Annotated in this window: 16 protein-coding genes; 5 read left to right on the forward strand and 11 right to left on the reverse strand. The window is 59.7% G+C overall.

From position 1 onward, the window contains the following. The first annotated feature begins 126 nt into the window (after positions 1-126). Positions 127-1575 carry a catalase gene (locus ACZ89E_RS26165; RefSeq protein WP_476256696.1) on the forward strand — a complete coding sequence of 483 codons (1449 nt, stop codon included), beginning with the start codon at positions 127-129 and terminating at the stop codon, positions 1573-1575. 155 nt (positions 1576-1730) lie between these two features. Continuing rightward, the gene (gene bfr / locus ACZ89E_RS26170) at positions 1731-2195 is read left to right on the forward strand and encodes a bacterioferritin (protein WP_008030905.1); all 465 of its coding nucleotides are present in this window, start codon (positions 1731-1733) and stop codon (positions 2193-2195) included. A 140-nt stretch (positions 2196-2335) separates the two neighbouring features. On the opposite strand, the gene uvrA is transcribed toward bfr, so the two are convergent. Next, the gene (gene uvrA, locus ACZ89E_RS26175) at positions 2336-5170 is read right to left on the reverse strand and encodes an excinuclease ABC subunit UvrA (RefSeq protein ID WP_149662053.1); all 2835 of its coding nucleotides are present in this window, start codon (positions 5168-5170) and stop codon (positions 2336-2338) included. A 191-nt stretch (positions 5171-5361) separates the two neighbouring features. On the opposite strand from uvrA, the gene ACZ89E_RS26180 reads away from it, so the two are divergent. Continuing rightward, on the forward strand, positions 5362-6759 hold the full coding sequence (locus ACZ89E_RS26180; RefSeq protein WP_476256697.1) for an MFS transporter: 1398 nt from the start codon (positions 5362-5364) through the stop codon (positions 6757-6759). Between the two features lie 9 nt (positions 6760-6768). Next, positions 6769-7299, forward strand: a complete 531-nt coding sequence (locus tag ACZ89E_RS26185) for a single-stranded DNA-binding protein (RefSeq protein WP_123404375.1) — start codon at positions 6769-6771, stop codon at positions 7297-7299. Between the two features lie 72 nt (positions 7300-7371). Here the strand turns inward: ACZ89E_RS26185 and ACZ89E_RS26190 are convergent, their stop codons facing one another. The 10 genes from ACZ89E_RS26190 to ACZ89E_RS26235 form a co-directional block, all read right to left on the reverse strand. Further along, positions 7372-9570 (reverse strand): OsmC domain/YcaO domain-containing protein, encoded by a 2199-nt coding sequence (locus ACZ89E_RS26190; protein WP_463258616.1) that lies wholly within the window; start codon positions 9568-9570, stop codon positions 7372-7374. A 144-nt stretch (positions 9571-9714) separates the two neighbouring features. Further along, positions 9715-10872, reverse strand: coding sequence for a glutathionylspermidine synthase family protein (locus ACZ89E_RS26195; RefSeq protein ID WP_149660974.1), 1158 nt, complete (start codon positions 10870-10872; stop codon positions 9715-9717). Positions 10873-10884: 12 nt separating this feature from the next. After that, positions 10885-11613, reverse strand: coding sequence for a DUF1190 domain-containing protein (locus tag ACZ89E_RS26200; protein ID WP_149660973.1), 729 nt, complete (start codon positions 11611-11613; stop codon positions 10885-10887). 20 nt (positions 11614-11633) lie between these two features. Then, entirely contained in the window at positions 11634-12062 is a 429-nt protein-coding gene (locus ACZ89E_RS26205; protein ID WP_123404383.1) for a DUF350 domain-containing protein, read from the reverse strand. Positions 12063-12078: 16 nt separating this feature from the next. Then, a complete protein-coding gene (locus tag ACZ89E_RS26210; RefSeq protein ID WP_149660971.1) occupies positions 12079-12753 on the reverse strand; it encodes a DUF2491 family protein in 675 nt (224 codons plus the stop codon). Beyond that, positions 12740-13774, reverse strand: a complete 1035-nt coding sequence (locus ACZ89E_RS26215; RefSeq protein ID WP_149660970.1) for an ion channel — start codon at positions 13772-13774, stop codon at positions 12740-12742. Before ACZ89E_RS26215 ends, ACZ89E_RS26210 begins: the two co-directional genes overlap by 14 nt. Before the next feature lie 60 nt (positions 13775-13834). Next, complete coding sequence (locus ACZ89E_RS26220; RefSeq protein ID WP_149660969.1) at positions 13835-14398, reverse strand: rhomboid family intramembrane serine protease; 564 nt, start codon at positions 14396-14398, stop codon at positions 13835-13837. A gap of 218 nt (positions 14399-14616) precedes the next feature. Next, positions 14617-15315: a PspA/IM30 family protein gene (locus tag ACZ89E_RS26225; RefSeq protein WP_149660968.1), complete on the reverse strand. Its 699-nt coding sequence runs from the start codon at positions 15313-15315 to the stop codon at positions 14617-14619. Between the two features lie 24 nt (positions 15316-15339). Then, entirely contained in the window at positions 15340-15921 is a 582-nt protein-coding gene (locus ACZ89E_RS26230) for a YjfI family protein (protein WP_149660967.1), read from the reverse strand. 303 nt (positions 15922-16224) lie between these two features. Further along, on the reverse strand, positions 16225-16779 hold the full coding sequence (locus tag ACZ89E_RS26235; RefSeq protein WP_149660966.1) for a cysteine hydrolase family protein: 555 nt from the start codon (positions 16777-16779) through the stop codon (positions 16225-16227). 101 nt (positions 16780-16880) lie between these two features. Here ACZ89E_RS26235 and ACZ89E_RS26240 point away from each other — a divergent pair, with 101 nt between their 5' ends. Next, positions 16881-17870 (forward strand): GlxA family transcriptional regulator, encoded by a 990-nt coding sequence (locus ACZ89E_RS26240; RefSeq protein WP_476256698.1) that lies wholly within the window; start codon positions 16881-16883, stop codon positions 17868-17870. Positions 17871-17877 lie beyond the last annotated feature (7 nt).

Consider the following 17877-nt stretch of genomic DNA (forward strand, 5'->3'; position numbering starts at 1 on the left):
CGTTGGTAGTATTTTTCTATTGATCGCCACAAATTAATGAATTTGTAGCCTTCCTGATCAATGGTCAATACTCCGTCCCAAGCCGATTAGCCGGCAGTTCCAAAACTGACAGAGGAAGAAGATCGCATGAGCCAAAACAAAACGCTTACGACCGCCAGTGGCGCTCCTGTCGCCGACAACCAGAATTCCCGCTCCGCCGGCCCTCGTGGCCCGCTGCTGCTCGACGATTTTCATCTGATCGAGAAGCTTGCCCACTTCAACCGTGAAAACATCCCAGAGCGCCGCGTACACGCTAAAGGCTCGGGTGCTTACGGTACGTTCACCGTTACCCGCGACATCACTGAGTACACCAGCGCCAAGCTGTTCGAATCCGTCGGCAAACAAACCCCGACGTTCCTGCGCTTTTCGACTGTAGGCGGCGAGCGCGGTTCGGCTGATACCGAGCGCGATCCACGAGGCTTTGCCCTCAAGTTCTACACCGAAGAGGGCAACTGGGACATCGTTGGCAACAACACCCCGGTGTTCTTCATTCGCGATCCACTGAAATTCCCTGACTTTATCCACACGCAAAAGCGCCTGCCGCAAAGCAACCTGAAAAGCGCACAAATGATGTGGGACTTCTGGTCGCACTCCCCAGAGGCGCTGCACCAGGTCACCATCCTGTTTTCGGATCGCGGTATCCCTGACGGTTACCGTCACATGCACGGCTTCGGCAGCCACACCTACAGCCTGATCAACGCCACAGGTGAGCGTCACTGGGTGAAATGGCACTACAAGACTCAGCAAGGGATCAAGAACCTGGCGCCGGCAGATGCTGCACGCCTGGCCGGTACCGATCCGGATTACGCTCAGCGCGATCTGTTCGGTGCAATCGAGCGTGGTGACTTCCCGAAATGGCGTGTGTGCATTCAGATCATGACCGAGGCTCAAGCCGCTGCGCACTATGAGAACCCGTTCGATGTGACCAAGACCTGGTCGCAGAAAGAGTTCCCGCTGATCGAAGTCGGTGAATTGGAACTCAACCGCAATCCGCAGAACTACTTCGCTGAGGTAGAGCAAGCGGCCTTCGGTCCGAGCAACATGGTTCCAGGTGTAGGTCTGTCGCCGGATCGCATGCTGCAAGGTCGCGTGTTCGCATACGCCGATGCTCACCGCTATCGCGTAGGCACCAATCACCAGCAACTGCCAGTGAATGCGCCGCGCAATCAGGTCAACAGCTATCAGCGTGATGGTTCCATGGCGTTCGGCAGCAACGGTGGTGCTGCACCCAACTACGAGCCGAACAGCTACGTAGAGTCGCCGAAACAAGCGCCGCGTTACGCCGAACCTGCGCTGGCCTTGAGCGGTGCAGCGGATCGTTACGATCATCGCGAAGACACCGATTACTACAGCCACGCCGGTGCGCTGTTCCGCCTGATGAATGATGAGCAAAAACATCTGCTGATCAGCAACATCGCGGGCGCGATGGCCGAGGTTTCCGGCGACGTGGCTGATCGTCAGTTGCAGCACTTCTACAAAGCTGACCCGGCGTATGGAGAAGCAATCGCAAAGGCGTTGGGCGTACAGCTTAACTAAGTCTAAACGAGAAGCAGAACCGCCCTCATTTGGGCGGTTTTTGCGTTATTTAAACTACTTTTCTCAGAATATCTTCGCTTTTATCGCGCTATCGGCGTGACCAAACAGTCGCCTTGGTTCAAACTACAGACTTTCAAGCAGGGAGATGTAGGGCGATGCAAGGCCACCCAGACGTAATCGATTACCTCAACACGTTGCTGACCGGCGAACTGGCCGCGCGTGATCAATATTTCGTTCATTCGCGGATGTATGAGGACTGGGGTTTCACCAAGCTCTACGAACGTATCAACCACGAGATGGAAGAAGAAGCGGGGCACGCTGATGCCCTGATGCGTCGCATCCTGATGCTTGAAGGTACGCCGCGCATGCGTCCGGATGACCTGGATGTCGGCACCACGGTACCTGACATGCTCGCTGCGGATCTGCGACTGGAATACAAGGTCCGTGCCGCGCTTTGCAAGGGCATAGAGCTCTGCGAGCAGCACAAGGACTACGTCAGCCGCGAGATGTTGCGCATCCAGCTGAACGACACTGAAGAAGATCACACCTACTGGCTGGAGAAGCAGTTGGGTCTGATCAAGTTGATCGGTCTCGAGAACTACCTGCAATCGCATACCTGATTCTGCTTTGCAGGAGCACGGCTTGCCGGCGATGGCGTTTTAGAAGTCGCCATCGCTAGCAAGCTTTGCTCCTACAGGTGCAAGACATAAAAAAGCCCCTGTCACCGATGAAGTGACAGGGGCTTTTTCATGGGCCTTGATCAGGCCTTGTCGCGAGCCAACAGCGGTTTCAAGTAGAAGCCGGTGTGAGATTGCTTCATCTCCGAGACTTCCTCCGGCGTACCGACGGCAATAATCTGCCCACCTTTGGAACCACCTTCCGGCCCCAGATCCACCAACCAGTCGGCAGTCTTGATCACGTCCAGATTGTGCTCGATCACCACCACTGTGTTGCCGTGGTCACGCAGACGATGCAGCACGTCGAGCAATTGCTGGATGTCCGCGAAGTGCAGGCCGGTAGTCGGCTCATCGAGGATATACAGGGTCTTGCCGGTATCGCGCTTGGACAGCTCACGGGACAGTTTCACCCGCTGGGCTTCACCACCAGACAGCGTCGTTGCCGACTGCCCGAGCTTGATATACGACAGGCCGACATCCATCAACGTCTGCAGCTTGCGCGCCAACGCCGGAACCGCGTCGAAGAACACCCGCGCTTCCTCGATCGTCATCTCGAGGGTTTCGTGGATGTTCTTGCCCTTGTACTTGATCTCCAGGGTTTCGCGGTTGTAGCGCTTGCTCTTGCAGACGTCGCACGGGACATAGATGTCTGGCAGGAAGTGCATTTCCACCTTGATCAGGCCATCGCCCTGGCAAGCTTCGCAGCGTCCGCCCTTCACGTTGAACGAGAAGCGACCCGGGCCGTAACCACGGGAGCGCGACTCCGGCACGCCAGCGAACAACTCGCGAATCGGTGTAAACAAGCCGGTGTAGGTCGCCGGGTTGGAGCGAGGCGTCCGACCGATAGGGCTCTGGTCGATGTCCACAACCTTGTCCAGATGCTCCAGGCCCTTGATGCTGTCGTGAGCGGCAGCTTCAAGGGTCGTGGCGCCATTGAGTGCCGTGGCGCTCAGCGGGAACAGCGTGTTGTTGATCAGCGTCGATTTGCCCGAACCGGACACGCCCGTCACACAGGTCAGCAGACCCAGAGGGATCTCCAGATCGACATTGCGCAGGTTGTTACCGCGAGCACCCTTGAGCGACAGGGTCAGCTTTTTGTTACGCGGTGTACGTTTGGCCGGTACGGCAATCTTCACTCGGCCCGACAGGTATTTCCCGGTCAGCGAATCCGGGTGAGCCATGACTTCGGCTGGGGTGCCTTCAGCAACAATGTGCCCGCCATGTACGCCGGCACCAGGACCGATGTCTACCACGTAGTCCGCCAGACGAATCGCGTCTTCGTCGTGCTCGACCACAATCACGGTATTACCGATGTCCCGCAGGTGCTTGAGGGTGCCGAGCAACCGATCGTTGTCCCGCTGGTGCAAGCCAATCGACGGTTCATCGAGGATGTACAGAACCCCGACCAGACCTGCGCCGATCTGACTGGCCAGGCGAATACGCTGAGCCTCACCACCAGACAACGTGTCGGCGCTGCGATCCAGCGACAGATAATCCAGACCCACGTTAACCAGGAACTGCAGGCGCTCGCGGATTTCCTTGAGAATCTTGTCGGCAATCTCACCACGGCGCCCGGTCAGCTTCAGTACGCCGAAATACTCACAGGCGTCGCCGATTGGCAGGTTGGTGACCGCTGGCAAGGTCTTCTCGCCCACCCACACGTGCCGCGCTTCGCGACGCAGACGGGTGCCACGGCAATCCGGGCAAGGCTGGGTGCTGAGGAACTTGGCCAGCTCTTCACGGACCGAGGCGGACTCGGTTTCGCGGTAGCGGCGTTCCAGGTTCGGCACAATGCCTTCGAACGGGTGCGAGCGTTTGACGATGTCGCCACGGTCGTTCAGGTATTTGAAGTCGACGTTCTGCGAACCGCTGCCGTGCAGGATGAACTTCTGCTGATCGGCCGGCAGGTCGTTGAACGGCACTTCGAGGCTGAACTTGTAATGGGACGCCAGCGACCCGAGCATCTGGAAGTAATAGACGTTGCGCCGGTCCCAGCCGCGAATCGCGCCTTCGGCCAAGGTCAGTTCGCCGTTCACCAGTCGCTTGATGTCGAAGAATTGCTTAACCCCCAGGCCATCGCAGGTCGGGCAGGCGCCGGCCGGGTTGTTGAAGGAGAACAGCTTCGGTTCCAGCTCGCTGATGGCGTGGCCGCAGATCGGGCAGGCGAAGCGGGCGGAGAAGATGATCTCTTCGCCGGGCTCGTCGTCCATCGGTGCCACCAGAGCGATACCGTCCGCCAGTTTCAGCGCGGTCTCGAACGACTCGGCCAGACGCTGTTGCAGATCGGCGCGGACCTTGAAGCGGTCCACCACCACATCAATCGAATGCTTCTTCTGTTTATCCAGCTTCGGTAACTCGTCCAGCTCGCAGAGCCGGCCGTTGACCCGCGCCCGCACAAAACCTTGGGCACGCAGTTCTTCGAAGACCGACAGGTGCTCGCCTTTACGTTCGCGAATCACCGGCGCCAGCAGCATCAGTTTGCTGCCTTCCGGTTGCGCCATCACCAGGTCAACCATCTGGCTGACAGTCTGGGCTTCCAGTGGAATGTCGTGGTCCGGGCAGCGCGGAATACCGACGCGGGCGTACAGCAGGCGCAGGTAGTCGTAGATTTCGGTGATGGTGCCGACCGTCGAACGCGGGTTGTGCGAGGTCGACTTCTGCTCGATGGAAATCGCTGGCGACAGGCCTTCGATGGTGTCGACGTCAGGCTTTTCCATCATCGACAGGAATTGCCGGGCGTAGGCCGACAGCGATTCGACATAGCGGCGCTGGCCTTCGGCGTACAGCGTGTCGAAAGCCAGGGACGACTTGCCGGATCCGGACAGGCCGGTGATGACGATCAGTTTGTCCCGTGGCAGGGTCAGGTCGATGTTCTTCAGGTTGTGGGTTCGGGCCCCACGAATCAGGATCTTGTCCAAAGTGGCCTCGCTCGGCGGGCGTCGAAAACGTAGGAGTATACGGCCAAATACTGGATGGATGCACACTATCAAATACGGAGTGCGCAGGCTTACATGAAGACTGCGTCATCTATGCGCGTCATAGCGTCGCGATATACCCCGTCAATCGATGGGACTGGTAGAATCGCCGCCGGTTCACATGAGGTTTTTCCATGCACGATCCCAACAGCGAACGCATGAGTGGCAGTGAGACCCGCGCAGCCAGCGGTCTGGCCCTGGTGTTCGCCTTCCGTATGCTTGGCATGTTCATGGTGTTGCCGGTACTGGCGACCTATGGCATGGACCTGGCCGGAGCGACCCCGGCCCTGATCGGGCTGGCGATTGGCGCTTACGGCCTGACCCAGGCGCTGTTCCAGATTCCGTTCGGTTTCATTTCCGACCGTATCGGTCGGCGCCCGGTGATTTACCTGGGCCTGATCGTTTTTGCCCTCGGCAGCCTGCTGGCGGCCAATGCCGATTCAATCTGGGGCGTCATCGCCGGACGCGTCCTGCAAGGCGCCGGGGCGATTTCCGCGGCGGTCATGGCGTTGCTGTCGGACCTGACCCGGGAGCAGCATCGCACCAAGGCCATGGCCATGATCGGCATGACCATCGGTCTGTCGTTCGCGGTGGCCATGGTGGTCGGCCCCTTGCTGACCCGCGCCTTCGGCCTGTCCGGGTTGTTCCTGGCGACGGGCGGCATGGCGCTGTTCGGCATCGTCATCGTGATGTTCATGGTGCCGCGCGCCACCGGGCCGCTGCAGCATCGCGAGTCCGGCGTTGCGCGCCAGGCGCTGATCCCGACGCTCAAGCACCCGGACCTGTTGCGCCTGGACCTGGGCATTTTTGTGTTGCATGCGATGTTGATGTCGAGCTTCGTCGCATTGCCCCTGGCCCTGGTGGAAAAAGCCGGGCTGCCGAAAGAGCAACACTGGTGGGTGTACCTGACCGCGCTGCTGATTTCCTTCTTCGCCATGATCCCGTTCATCATCTACGGCGAGAAGCGACGCAAAATGAAACGAGTTTTGCTGGGCGCCGTCGCGACGCTGATGCTCACTGAGCTATTCTTCTGGCAGTTCGGCGATAGCTTGCGGGCTCTGGTGATCGGGACGGTGGTGTTCTTTACCGCGTTCAATCTGCTGGAAGCTTCATTGCCTTCGCTGATCAGTAAGGTTTCACCAGCAGGCGGCAAGGGTACGGCGATGGGGGTTTATTCCACCAGCCAGTTCCTCGGTTCGGCACTCGGCGGTATCCTCGGCGGCTGGATGTTTCAGCATGGCGGTCTGTCGGTTGTCTTCCTCGGATGCGCCGGCCTGGCTGCCCTCTGGCTGGCCTTTGCTGTTACCATGCGCGAACCTCCCTACGTGACGAGCTTGCGCTTGCCATTGTCGCCCGAGGCGATCCGCGAAGCGGGTCTGGTCGAGCGCCTGAAGGCCGTCGTAGGGGTAACAGATGCAGTGGTCGTCGCAGACGAAGCGGCGATTTACATCAAATTGGACACAGAACTATTGGATCGCACGACCCTTGAGCGCCTGGTGAACAACCCGGCCGAGGCAGCGTGCGTAGCCTAGGAGAACGTTATGGCCCGTGGGGTTAACAAAGTCATATTGGTCGGCACTTGCGGCCAGGATCCCGAAGTTCGCTACTTGCCTAACGGTAACGCCGTGACCAACCTGAGTCTGGCGACCAGCGAACAGTGGACTGACAAGCAAACCGGTCAGAAGGTCGAGAAGACCGAATGGCACCGTGTTTCGATGTTCGGCAAAGTGGCCGAAATCGCCGGCGAATACCTGCGTAAAGGTTCGCAGGTCTACATCGAAGGCAAGCTGCAGACCCGCGAGTGGGAAAAAGACGGTATCAAGCGTTACACCACTGAAATCGTGGTCGACATGCAAGGCACCATGCAACTGCTGGGCGGCCGTCCACAACAGGGCGACCAACAAGGCGGGGGCAACAACTACCAGCAGTCCGCTCCAGCCCCACGCCAGCAGCAGGCTCCGCGTCCGCAGCAGTCGGCACCGCAGCAGTCGCGTCAGGCTCCGCCGCCACAGCAGGCAGCACCGCAACCGGCTCCGGATTTCGACAGCTTTGATGACGATATCCCGTTCTGATCCCTAACTGGTTCAGAACCGCGAACAAAAAAAAGCGAAGCCATCTGGCTTCGCTTTTTTGTGGGCGCTGTTTTAACGGGCGTTCACATTGGCCCGGGCCGAGTGCAGCTTCTTGTAGCTTTCGATCAACCGCAGGTGCCGGTCGAGCCCCTCGAGTTTCATGCTGGTCGGCGTCAGGCCGTGGAAGCGTACGCTGCCGTCCACCGAGCCGATCGCTGCTTCCGTGCGCTCGTTGCCAAACATCCGGCGGAAATTGGCTTCGTAGTCTTCCAGTTCCAGGTCTTCGTCCAGTTTCATCTCCAGCACCACATTGACCGCCTGGTAGAACAAGCCGCGCTCCACCGTGTTGTCGTTGTACTGCAGGAACATTTCGACCGCTTCTTTCGCCTCTTCATATTGCTGCAGGGCGAGATAGATCAGCAGCTTCAACTCGAGGATGGTCAGCTGACCCCACGCGGTGTTGTCGTCAAATTCGATGCCGATCAACGAGGTGATGTCGGTGTAGTCGTCCAGCTCACTTTCCACCAGACGCTCAACCAGCGCTTTCAGTTCTTCTTCGTCCAGGCGATGCAGGTTGAGGATGTCGGCGCGGAAGAACAGCGCTTTGTTGGTGTTATCCCAGATCAGGTCGTCCGCAGGATAGATTTCCGAGTAGTCCGGCACCAGGATGCGGCACGCCGTTGCGCCGATGTGCTCGTAGACCGCCATGTACGATTCTTTGCCCATGGCTTTAAGAATGCCGAACAAGGTCGCGGCTTCCTCGGCGTTCGAGTTTTCACCCTGGCCGGAGAAGTCCCACTCTACGAATTCGTAATCCGACTTGGAGCTGAAGAAGCGCCACGACACCACGCCGCTGGAGTCGATAAAGTGCTCGACGAAGTTGTTCGGCTCGGTCACCGCATGGCCTTCAAAGGTCGGCTGTGGCAGGTCGTTGAGGCCTTCGAAGCTGCGACCCTGGAGCAATTCGGTGAGGCTGCGTTCCAGCGCCACTTCCAGGCTCGGGTGCGCGCCGAACGAGGCGAATACACCGCCAGTGCGCGGGTTCATCAACGTGACGCACATCACCGGGAATTCACCGCCCAGGGACGCATCCTTCACCAGCACCGGGAAGCCTTGTTCTTCCAGCGCCTGAATACCGGCCAATATCCCGGGGTACTTCGCCAGCACCTCGGCCGGCACATCCGGCAGAGCAAATTCGCCTTCGATGATTTCGCGTTTGACCGCGCGCTCGAAGATCTCCGACAGGCATTGCACCTGGGCTTCAGCCAAAGTATTGCCGGCGCTCATGCCGTTGCTCAGGAACAGGTTCTCGATCAGGTTGGACGGGAAATACACCACTTCACCGTCCGACTGGCGCACGTACGGCAGCGAGCAGATGCCGCGCTCTTCGTTGCCCGAGTTGGTATCGATCAGATGGGAGCCACGCAGCTCGCCGTCGCGGTTGTAAATCTTCAGGCAGTACTCGTCGAGGATTTCGCTCGGCAGTGCATCTTTACGGCCAGGCTTGAACCAGCGTTCGTCCGGGTAATGCACGAACGGCGCGTTGGCGATGTCTTCGCCCCAGAACTGGTCGTTGTAGAAGAAGTTGCAGTTCAGACGCTCGATAAACTCGCCCAATGCCGACGCCAATGCGCCTTCCTTGGTCGCGCCCTTGCCGTTGGTGAAACACATCGGCGAGTGCGCGTCGCGGATGTGCAGCGACCACACGTTGGGCACGATATTGCGCCACGAAGCGATTTCAATCTTCATGCCCAGGTCAGCCAAGATGGCCGACATGTTGGCGATGGTCTGCTCCAGCGGCAGGTCCTTGCCGGCAATAAAAGTGCTCGCCTCGGAACTGGACGCCGGCATCAGCAAAGCCTGGGCATCGGCGTCGAGGTTATCGACTTCTTCGATGACAAACTCAGGCCCGGCTTGCACCACTTTTTTCACGGTGCAGCGGTCGATGGAACGCAGGATGCCTTGGCGGTCCTTGTCGGAAATGTCCGCGGGCAGCTCGACCTGAATCTTGAAAATCTGGTTGTAGCGGTTTTCCGGATCAACAATGTTGTTCTGCGACAGGCGGATGTTTTCCGTGGGAATGCTGCGCGTGTCGCAGTACAACTTCACGAAATAAGCCGCACACAACGCCGAGGACGCCAGGAAGTAATCGAACGGGCCCGGTGCCGAGCCATCGCCCTTGTAGCGGATAGGTTGATCGGCCACCACCGTGAAGTCGTCGAACTTGGCTTCAAGTCGAAGGTTGTCGAGAAAGTTGACCTTGATTTCCATGGGGGATTACCAGCATGACGGCAGACGAATTGGCCGCCATTATCCGGCTTTTCAGACGTATGTCTTGTCGTTGTCGGGGCCAGAGCCTGTTTCACCCGAAAGCCCGATGCACGGCACCGGGCTTTTTTATAAGTGAAGTGCCGATCAATCAAGAATCAGGTGCGGCAGAAACCGGCTCGAATCCTTGGTGATCAGGCTGTTGTCTTCCCGCACGCCGATGCCGGCCGCCTGGTCGCCAATCACCCACGAACCCACCAGCGTGAAGCTGTCGCCAAACTGCGGCAACGGCGCAAATTCCTGAAGGATAAACGGCGCATCCGTGTAGGGCCCGTCCTCTTTCACAATCAGACCGTCGGCCGTTTGCAACTCGATGTTGGCGCCTTCCCGGGAGAAAAAAGGTTTGCGCACCCAGCCTTTCGGCACGGCTTTGTTCGGGTCGGTATCCACGTGCGCCGCGAGCAGATTCGGGTGACCTTTGTTGAACGCCCACAACAGCGGCAGGATGCCTTTGTTGGAGATGATCGCTTTCCAGGCTGGCTCGAAAAACTGCGTATCGCTCTGGGCAATCGCAGCGCCGAACGGTTCGTGGAAGATGAATTCCCAGGCATGCAGCTTGAACAGGTGCGGGATCCAGCGATCTTCAAGATCGACGAAACGTCCGTCGCTGGTCAGGCCGATGTCTTCGAGGTCGATGTGGCGGGATTCGATTCCGACCTTCTCCGCAATCAGGCGCAGGTAGTCGGTGGTGCCTTTGTCTTCGACCGAGCCTTTCATCGAGGCGAAATAGAACGGCTGCTTGAGTTGCAGTTGGGCAAAGGCCTGGTGCAGCTTGGTGTCGATGCTGTTGAACTGGTCAGCATGCTTGGGCAGCAGGCCGCGTTCGATGCATTGCTCCAGCCAACCCCACTGAAACGCCGCCGCTTCGTACAGGCTGGTCGGCGTGTCGTAGTTGAGTTCCAGCAACTTGGCCGGGCCGCTGCCGTTGTAGGAGAAGTCCATGCGCCCGTACAAATGCGGGTGGCCTTCGAGCCATGAAGTACGGACCAGGTCGAAGAACGGCGCGGGAATGCTCAGGCGCTCCAGCAATTCCTCGCTCTGCACCACCCGGGCCACCAGGTCCATGCACATCTCATGCAGCTCGGTGGTCGGGTCTTCCAGATCGTTTTCGATCTGCTTGAGCGTGAACTGGTAATACGCGCTCTCGTCCCAATAGGGTTCGTCGTCGATGGTGTGGAACATAAAGCCGAGGCTTTCGGCGGTCTGTTTCCAGTCGGGACGCTCTGCGCAGAGGATTTTCTTCATGGCCCTGTTCCCTTAGCTGCTTGAGCCGCCCGAACTCTTGCCCGAACCGCCCCAGCCACTGCGTGCGCTGGCCTGGCTGCCGAAGCCGCCGCGAGAGGTCGCGGAGGAAACCGTCGCCGACTTGCTGCGGCTGACGGTGTCGGCGTAATTGCTGCTGCCGTAGCGCGCCTGATTGGACTTGTTGAAGGTCGAACCCGACGAAACCCGCTGGCTGAGTGTCGAGTTCGAGTAGCTGCCGCGATCATCGCGGTAGCGGTAGACCGGTTCGGAGTAGTAGCTGCTGCGGTTGCCGCTGAGCATGTTGCCCACCAACATCCCCATCAGCAGGCTGCTGCCGGAGAATCCGGAATCACCGACGGCGCTCGCTTCGGACGCCGGCAGTTTCGACTTGGCCGCGTCCACTTCCGATTGCGTCACCTCGCCATCGGCGTTCAGTTCGAAACCGCCGAGCTTGGGGATGAACTTGCCGGCGGAGTCCTGTTGGCACCAGTCGGCGACGAAGTCAGCATCGCAATCGGCCTTGTTGTCGTACACCGGCGCAATGCTGCGATGCTGGGTCATGGCCTTCATGTAGGCGTCAGAACAGATGTCGACCGGAAGCTTTTCATCGGCACACTGCTGGACGGACTGGAAGTTGTACTTCTTGTGGATCTCGTAGGTTTTTTCTGATGGCCCGCAGCCTGAGATCGCCATGGCAACTGACGCGGCGAGCGAGAGCTGAACGTACTTGCTTCGTTTCATCACAATCTCCGTTTGCGCGATCAGTTCTGGGACGGGGTCATGCACGCGGCATTGAGCATGCCGACGCTGATGGCCACGGCTGCCACGTAGATGCCGGCAGCGATTTCACCGTTGCGAATGCGCTCGGACGTGCCCTTGAGTACCAGGCTGGTCATCAGGAACGCCAGCAGTTGGACGAACGCGGCAATGACCGCCCAGACCACGAAGTCGAGGATGCTGATCGAGTAGGCAATCACGTTGCTGGCCGGAATGGCGAAGCCGATGATCGCGCCGCCCAGGGCAATCGCCGCCGCGACGTTGCCCGAGCGGATCAGTTCGAACTCTTTGTGCGGGGTGATGCGGGTATAGATGAACTGGAACAGCGCGAACAGCACGGCCGCGCCGATGATATAGGTGACAAACCCGAGCACGGCGGCCTTGTTCAGGGAGATAGAGAGCGCTTCTAGCATGGCATTCTTCCTTTTTTTAAATGGTGTTCAGATCGGTGGTGTACAGCGAAATGCCCAGCGACGTGCTCAAGCTGATGCTGCCTTCGGCGTCCTCTTCGACGGAGAACAGCAGGAATTCCCGTCGATCGGTCAGGCCGGTTTCGCGGGCGTACAGCATCGAGCGGTGCTCAATGGTGTAGGCCTCGTTCGGGTTCTTCAGGTTTTCGCTCAGGGCGACCAGCTCGGTTTGTCCGTTCTCGGTGCCCCATTCGCGGGTGAATTCGACGCCTTTGTGGGCGTAGTACGGCAGCCCGATCAGGCTTTGCGGGCCGGCCAGGCGACTCAACTCCGCCTCACTGCTGATGGTCACGTAGCTGAGGTAGTTGAACAGGATGACCGACTCGACCTGCCCGGCGATGTCGCCGGTGGTGTGCACTTGCAGCCAATAATCTTCGTCGTTCATGTAATAGCGTGACAGCCAGTTCGACTGCCCGAGATCGACCGTGCCGGCGCACCAGATCTGCTGGGAGCCGGGGATGGTCACGGCGGTTTTTTCGTCGAGCAGCAATGTGAGTGTGCTGTCGAACATCACGCCTTTACCCAGCGCCAGGCCCAGCGGGCCGACTGCCTGCTGGCTGGCGTTGGCTGTCCAGTTCGGGTCCGCTTTAGGAGCCGGGGCCTCAAGCCCCATCAACTGTTTAAACCATCCCATTGGAGATTTCCTTGAGGCGAGTGGAGGCGATGTAGAAGAGTTCACCGCCCTCAATGCGCGTGGCGTTGGGCGGATTGATCGATGGTTGCTGGGCGCCTTTGGCGCGATAGCCGATGAGGGTCGCGTTGTGGCGGTCTTTCATGCGCGCGTACAGCTCGCCGAATGTTGCCACATAGTCCGGCGCCAGTTTCATCAGGTATTGCGTGGCGCCCTGGCCGACGCATAACAACTCGTTGATGACCACGGACGAGCCCGGGTCCTGCGACGCGCGCACCAGCATCTCGATGGCCATGCTTGAGGTGCATTCCAGGCTGGGCGCGTAGGAGCTGGCGAGGGCGGCGATTTCGCTTTCGTTGAAGTGCGCCACCACGTGTCCGACCGGGCTCAGTTGATTGACCGCCAGCACGGTGGCCAGGGTCAGGTCGTCGGAATGGGTGCGCACCAGCACGCGTTCGGCGCCGGGCACGCCGGCCCGTATCAGTAGCGCGCTGGAGGACAGGCTTTCACCTTTGATGAAGGCGGCTTTGCCCGGCATGGGGTTTTCTTCGAGGTCGCAATCGCAAATGACGATCAGGTTGTCATTGGAGGTTTCATCCTCCAGCAGCAGCTCGATGACCCGCTCACTGGACGAACCTTCCCAGCCAATCAGCACCGTATGGCCGGACTTGCCGCTGAAATCGCCTTTGCCCTTCATGCCTTTTCTCCATACATCAATGACGCTGCTGGTGGTTTTGCCGATGGCTGCCGTGAGCAGCGCAATGCCGCCAAGCATGACCCAAGTGGCCACGAACACCCGCCCGGCCGCCGTTTGCGGCGCGAGATCGCCGTAGCCGACCGTCAGCGTGGTGGTGAGATAGAAGTAGGTGAACGTCGCGGGGGCGGTGAGGTGTTGTTCGCCCAGAAGCACCAGGCCGAGGTAAGCCGTGCTCAGGTGTATGCCCAAGGCAATTGCCAGTCCTGCCCAGCCGAAACGGTGGAAGAAGGTCGCGGCATACACGCGTAATAAAAGAAAAATCGACATGGCGTCCCTGACTCCGTGGGAAAACTCGTTCCAGGCACTATGCGTGGTTCGAATCCGCATCTACCGGGCGGCATTAAACCTGTTGCCGGGCGCCGAGAGAAGTACCTTTGCCGCAATAAATCCGGCGAATGCCCCGGCAATATGGCCTTCGAAAGAAACCCCCTGGCGCGGCAGGAAGCCGAAGACCAGCCCGCCATACAGCAAGGCGACGACCGCCGCCGTGATCAGGTTGCCCCAACTGTGCTGGAACCAGGCGCGGAACAGAATGTACGCCCACAACCCGAACACCCAGCCGCTGGCGCCGATGTGCAGGCCGGAGAAACCGAACAGCCAGACCAGCAAACCACCCAGGCCAATGATGATCGCGCTGACGGCCAGGAAGCGGTTGAGCCCATCGACGATGACCAGGGTGCCGAGGATCAAAAAGGGAATCAGGTTGGCGCTCAGGTGCGCGAACGAGGCGTGGAGGAAAGGCGACGTGAGGATGCCGGGCAGTCCGTAGAGTGTCCGCGGGACCAGGCCGAATGACAGCAGGCTGTAGCCGCTCACGAAATTGAGCACTTGCAGCGCCACCATGAAAAGGGCCAGGCCGGCGATTGTCTTGAAACCCTTCAGGGCATCCATTCTTGACCTCGACTCTACAAAAAAGGGCAGACAGGTGCGACGAACACACACCCGTGGCGAGGGGGCTTGCCCCCGTTGGGTCGCGCAGCGGCCCCAAAACCTGCAAACGTCCTGTATCAGGTACGCCGCTTGAAACGGTTTGCGACTGCTTCGCCGCCGAACGGGGGCAAGCCCCCTCGCCACAGGATGTTCGTCGCGCTCCAGATTGCCCGGACCGATTACTCAGCCGATTTTTTCTTCAGACGATCCAGGATCGCATTGGCACTGCCCGAATCCGGGGTGATGCCAGCTTCGCGCAGTTTGCGCTCCAGGTCCGTGCCGGTCGACGCGTCGGCCAGTTCATCCTGGGCTTGCAGTTCGGCAGCGCGTTGCTGCTGCTTGGCCTGCAAACGGTTCAGCGTGCCGACGGCCGTTTCCAGCTTGCCGTTGGCGCCGCCACTGGCGATCGAAGCGCTGACCTGGGCTTTCTGTACGCTTTCGCGCGCCTTGGCCATGTCCACTTGCTGGCGCAGGCTCTTGATGCGGTTTTCGGCCTTGGTGATGTCTTTGCGCATGTTGTCCGCGTAACCGCCGAATTCGCTGGCCTGCTTTTGCTCGACCTCAAGTTCGTTGGTCAGGGTCGAAATGGCTTCGGCGACTTCCAGCGCCAGGTCTTCGCGGTTGGCCTGGATCGCAGCCATGGCCTTGGTTTCCAGGTCCTGGATCTTGGCGTTGTACTCGGCCACACGATCCGCCGACAGTTTGTGCTTGGCCATGATGGTGACCAGCTCGCGCTTGGCGTTGGCCAGGGCGGTGTCAGCATCGCGGATTTCCTGGTCGAGGATGCGCAGGGCCTGTTGATCGACGATGGCTTCGCCGACTTCACTGGCACCGCCGCGCAGCGCGGTGAACAATTTGCTCCAGATGGACTGAGTCATTGGATATGCCCTATGGCTGAATAATTAATGGAAGAAACGTTCAAAGGCTTCGCTGGCGCGCTGCACATTGTCGACGAGGGTTTTGACCTCGGTCACGACGTTGGTCAGGCTCGAATCGGAGCTCAGGGCGCCGAACATGTTGTAGACGACCTGGCCGTTCGGCATCGACTCGATACCAATCGAGGACAGCGGGAACAGCTCGCGGCTGCGCAGCACGGCGTCGTTGAAGGCTGCGACGTCCTTGATCGACTCGACGTCCACCAGCACGGTGTCGACGATGATCTGCTCGCCCACGACCGCGATGTAAATCGGCAAGCCGCCAAAGTCGTTCATTTCCAGCTTGATGCTGGATTCGGAGCCTTGAACGAGGGAAAGGGTGATGTCGTTGGAAACCACGTCATCCAGGGCCTGGAGGGCGCTGAAGAGGCGGTCGATGTTCCAGTTGTTACCTGCGCTCATGAAATTCTCCGACATGAATGAGCCAGCCAGGATCGGTTGGCGTAGCTGTTTCTCCATCTGCTTGAGCAGGCTTCGGTTTTCGGGAAGCACCCAAGTCTCGTGTTTCACATAACCGGCGGCACCCAGGCCCGCGCGCATCTGCTTCATGTAGAAGCTCGACGGTTTTTTCGCGGACGGTTTCGAGCGCTCTCCCTTGCGACTCGCTGTATCGGTAACAGGCTCGGCAGGCGGACCTGATGCAGAGCTGCTTTTCATACTGGTGACTCCGTTGTGAAATCTCACGCGTGAGAAACACTACAGGGATTGTCTGGCCCTCTCAATAGCTCACGCGTGAGGATTTTTACCAACGGAAATACAAAAGCCCGCAGCGCGAACACGCTGCGGGCCTGTGATTGCTTTTGTAGGCGCTGCCGAAGGCTGCGATCTTTTGATTTTTCTCAGGTCATGCCGTTAGCGCCCAGCCCCAAGAAACTCATCAGCCGACACCACGCTCGCATAAGCAAACCCCAGTGCCGACATAAACGCGGCGTGAACGTGGGCGGCAGGCACCGTAACGCCATTGAACTCCAGATCGCGAGTGGCGCAGGCGTCATGGATCACGGTCACGGTGTAGCCCAGGTCGGCGGCGGCGCGGGTGATGCCATCGACGCACATGTGGCTCATGCTGCCGACGACCACCAGATGCTCGATGCCTTGTTCATCGAGGATCGCTTGCAGCTCGGTTTCGCGGAACGAGTTGACGAAATGCTTGAGCACCACCGGCTCGTCGGCGCGGTTGAGGACTTTGGGGTGCAGCTTCGCGCCGTCCGATCCCGGGGTGAAGAACGGCGCGGCGTCGGAAGTGAATTCATGGCGGATGTGCACCACCGGGTCGCCGGCTTCGCGAAAGGCGTTGATCAGGCGTACGGCGTTGTCCGCCGCCGCGTCGGCGCCGACCAACGGCCACTTGCCTTGGGGGAAGTAGTCGTTCTGGATATCAACTACGATGAGCGCTTGCTTGGCCATGGGTGTTTCCTCGAAGTGTGTGTAGGTGTGGAGTCAAGTATTGGCGCTGGCCGACCCTCCGAGGATTGGCCGCACCGACAATAGAAGGGGGAAAACTGACAATGGGCCTAGAAAGAGCGGTCGCCGAACTGGGTGTGCTGATCTATCCCGGCGCGCAGATGGCGGCGGTGCATGGGTTGACGGACCTGTTCGGCGTTGCCAACCGGATCGCCGCCGAGCATCAGGCGGCGCAGTTGCCGTTGTTGCGGGTCAGTCATTGGCGGGGCGAGGGCGATCAGGTGCCCGAGCGGGTCTACGACAGTCATCCCGGCCCGGACAGCGGCTTGGTGGCGGTGATGATCCCGCCGTCGATTGGCGGTTTTTCCGAAGGTCAGGCGCCCCAAGGGCTGCTGCGCTGGATTCGTCAGCAACACGGGCAAGGCGCGACGCTGGGCGGCGTGTGCGTGGGTTCGATCCTGTTGGCCGAAAGCGGTTTGCTCGATGGTCGCAGCGCCACCACCCACTGGACCTCGGCCAAAGCCTTTGCCGAACGTTACCCGGCGATCAAGCTCCTGGCCGATACGCCCATTGTCGATGACGGCGACCTGATCACCACCGCCGGGCTGATGGCCTGGTCCGAGCTGGGCTTGCGCATGGTCGACCGCTTGCTCGGGCCTAGCATCGCCGCCAGCACTGCGCGGTTTCTGGTGATCGAACACAGCGACAGCGCGAGCCAGTGCGGCAGCAACTTTGCGCCGATCCTCAGCCATGGCGATGGGTCGATTCTCAAGGTCCAGCATTGGCTGCAAAGCACCGGCGCGACCGACGTGTCGCTGACCGCGATGGCCGAACGGGCAGGGCTGGAGGAGCGCACCTTCCTGCGCCGATTCCGCGCGGCGACCGGGCTCAAGCCTACCGAGTACTGCCAGCACCTGCGCGTTGGCAAGGCCCGGGAAATGCTGGAGTTCACCAACGGCACCATCGATCACATCGCCTGGACCGTGGGTTATCAGGACCCAAGCGCATTTCGCGCCACGTTCAAGAAAATTACCGGGCTGGCGCCGAGTGATTACCGGACCCGGTTCGGCATAACACCGCCTCGAAATCCGTAGGAGCAAA

The sequence above is a fragment of the Pseudomonas sp. TE3899 genome (assembly GCF_056279105.1).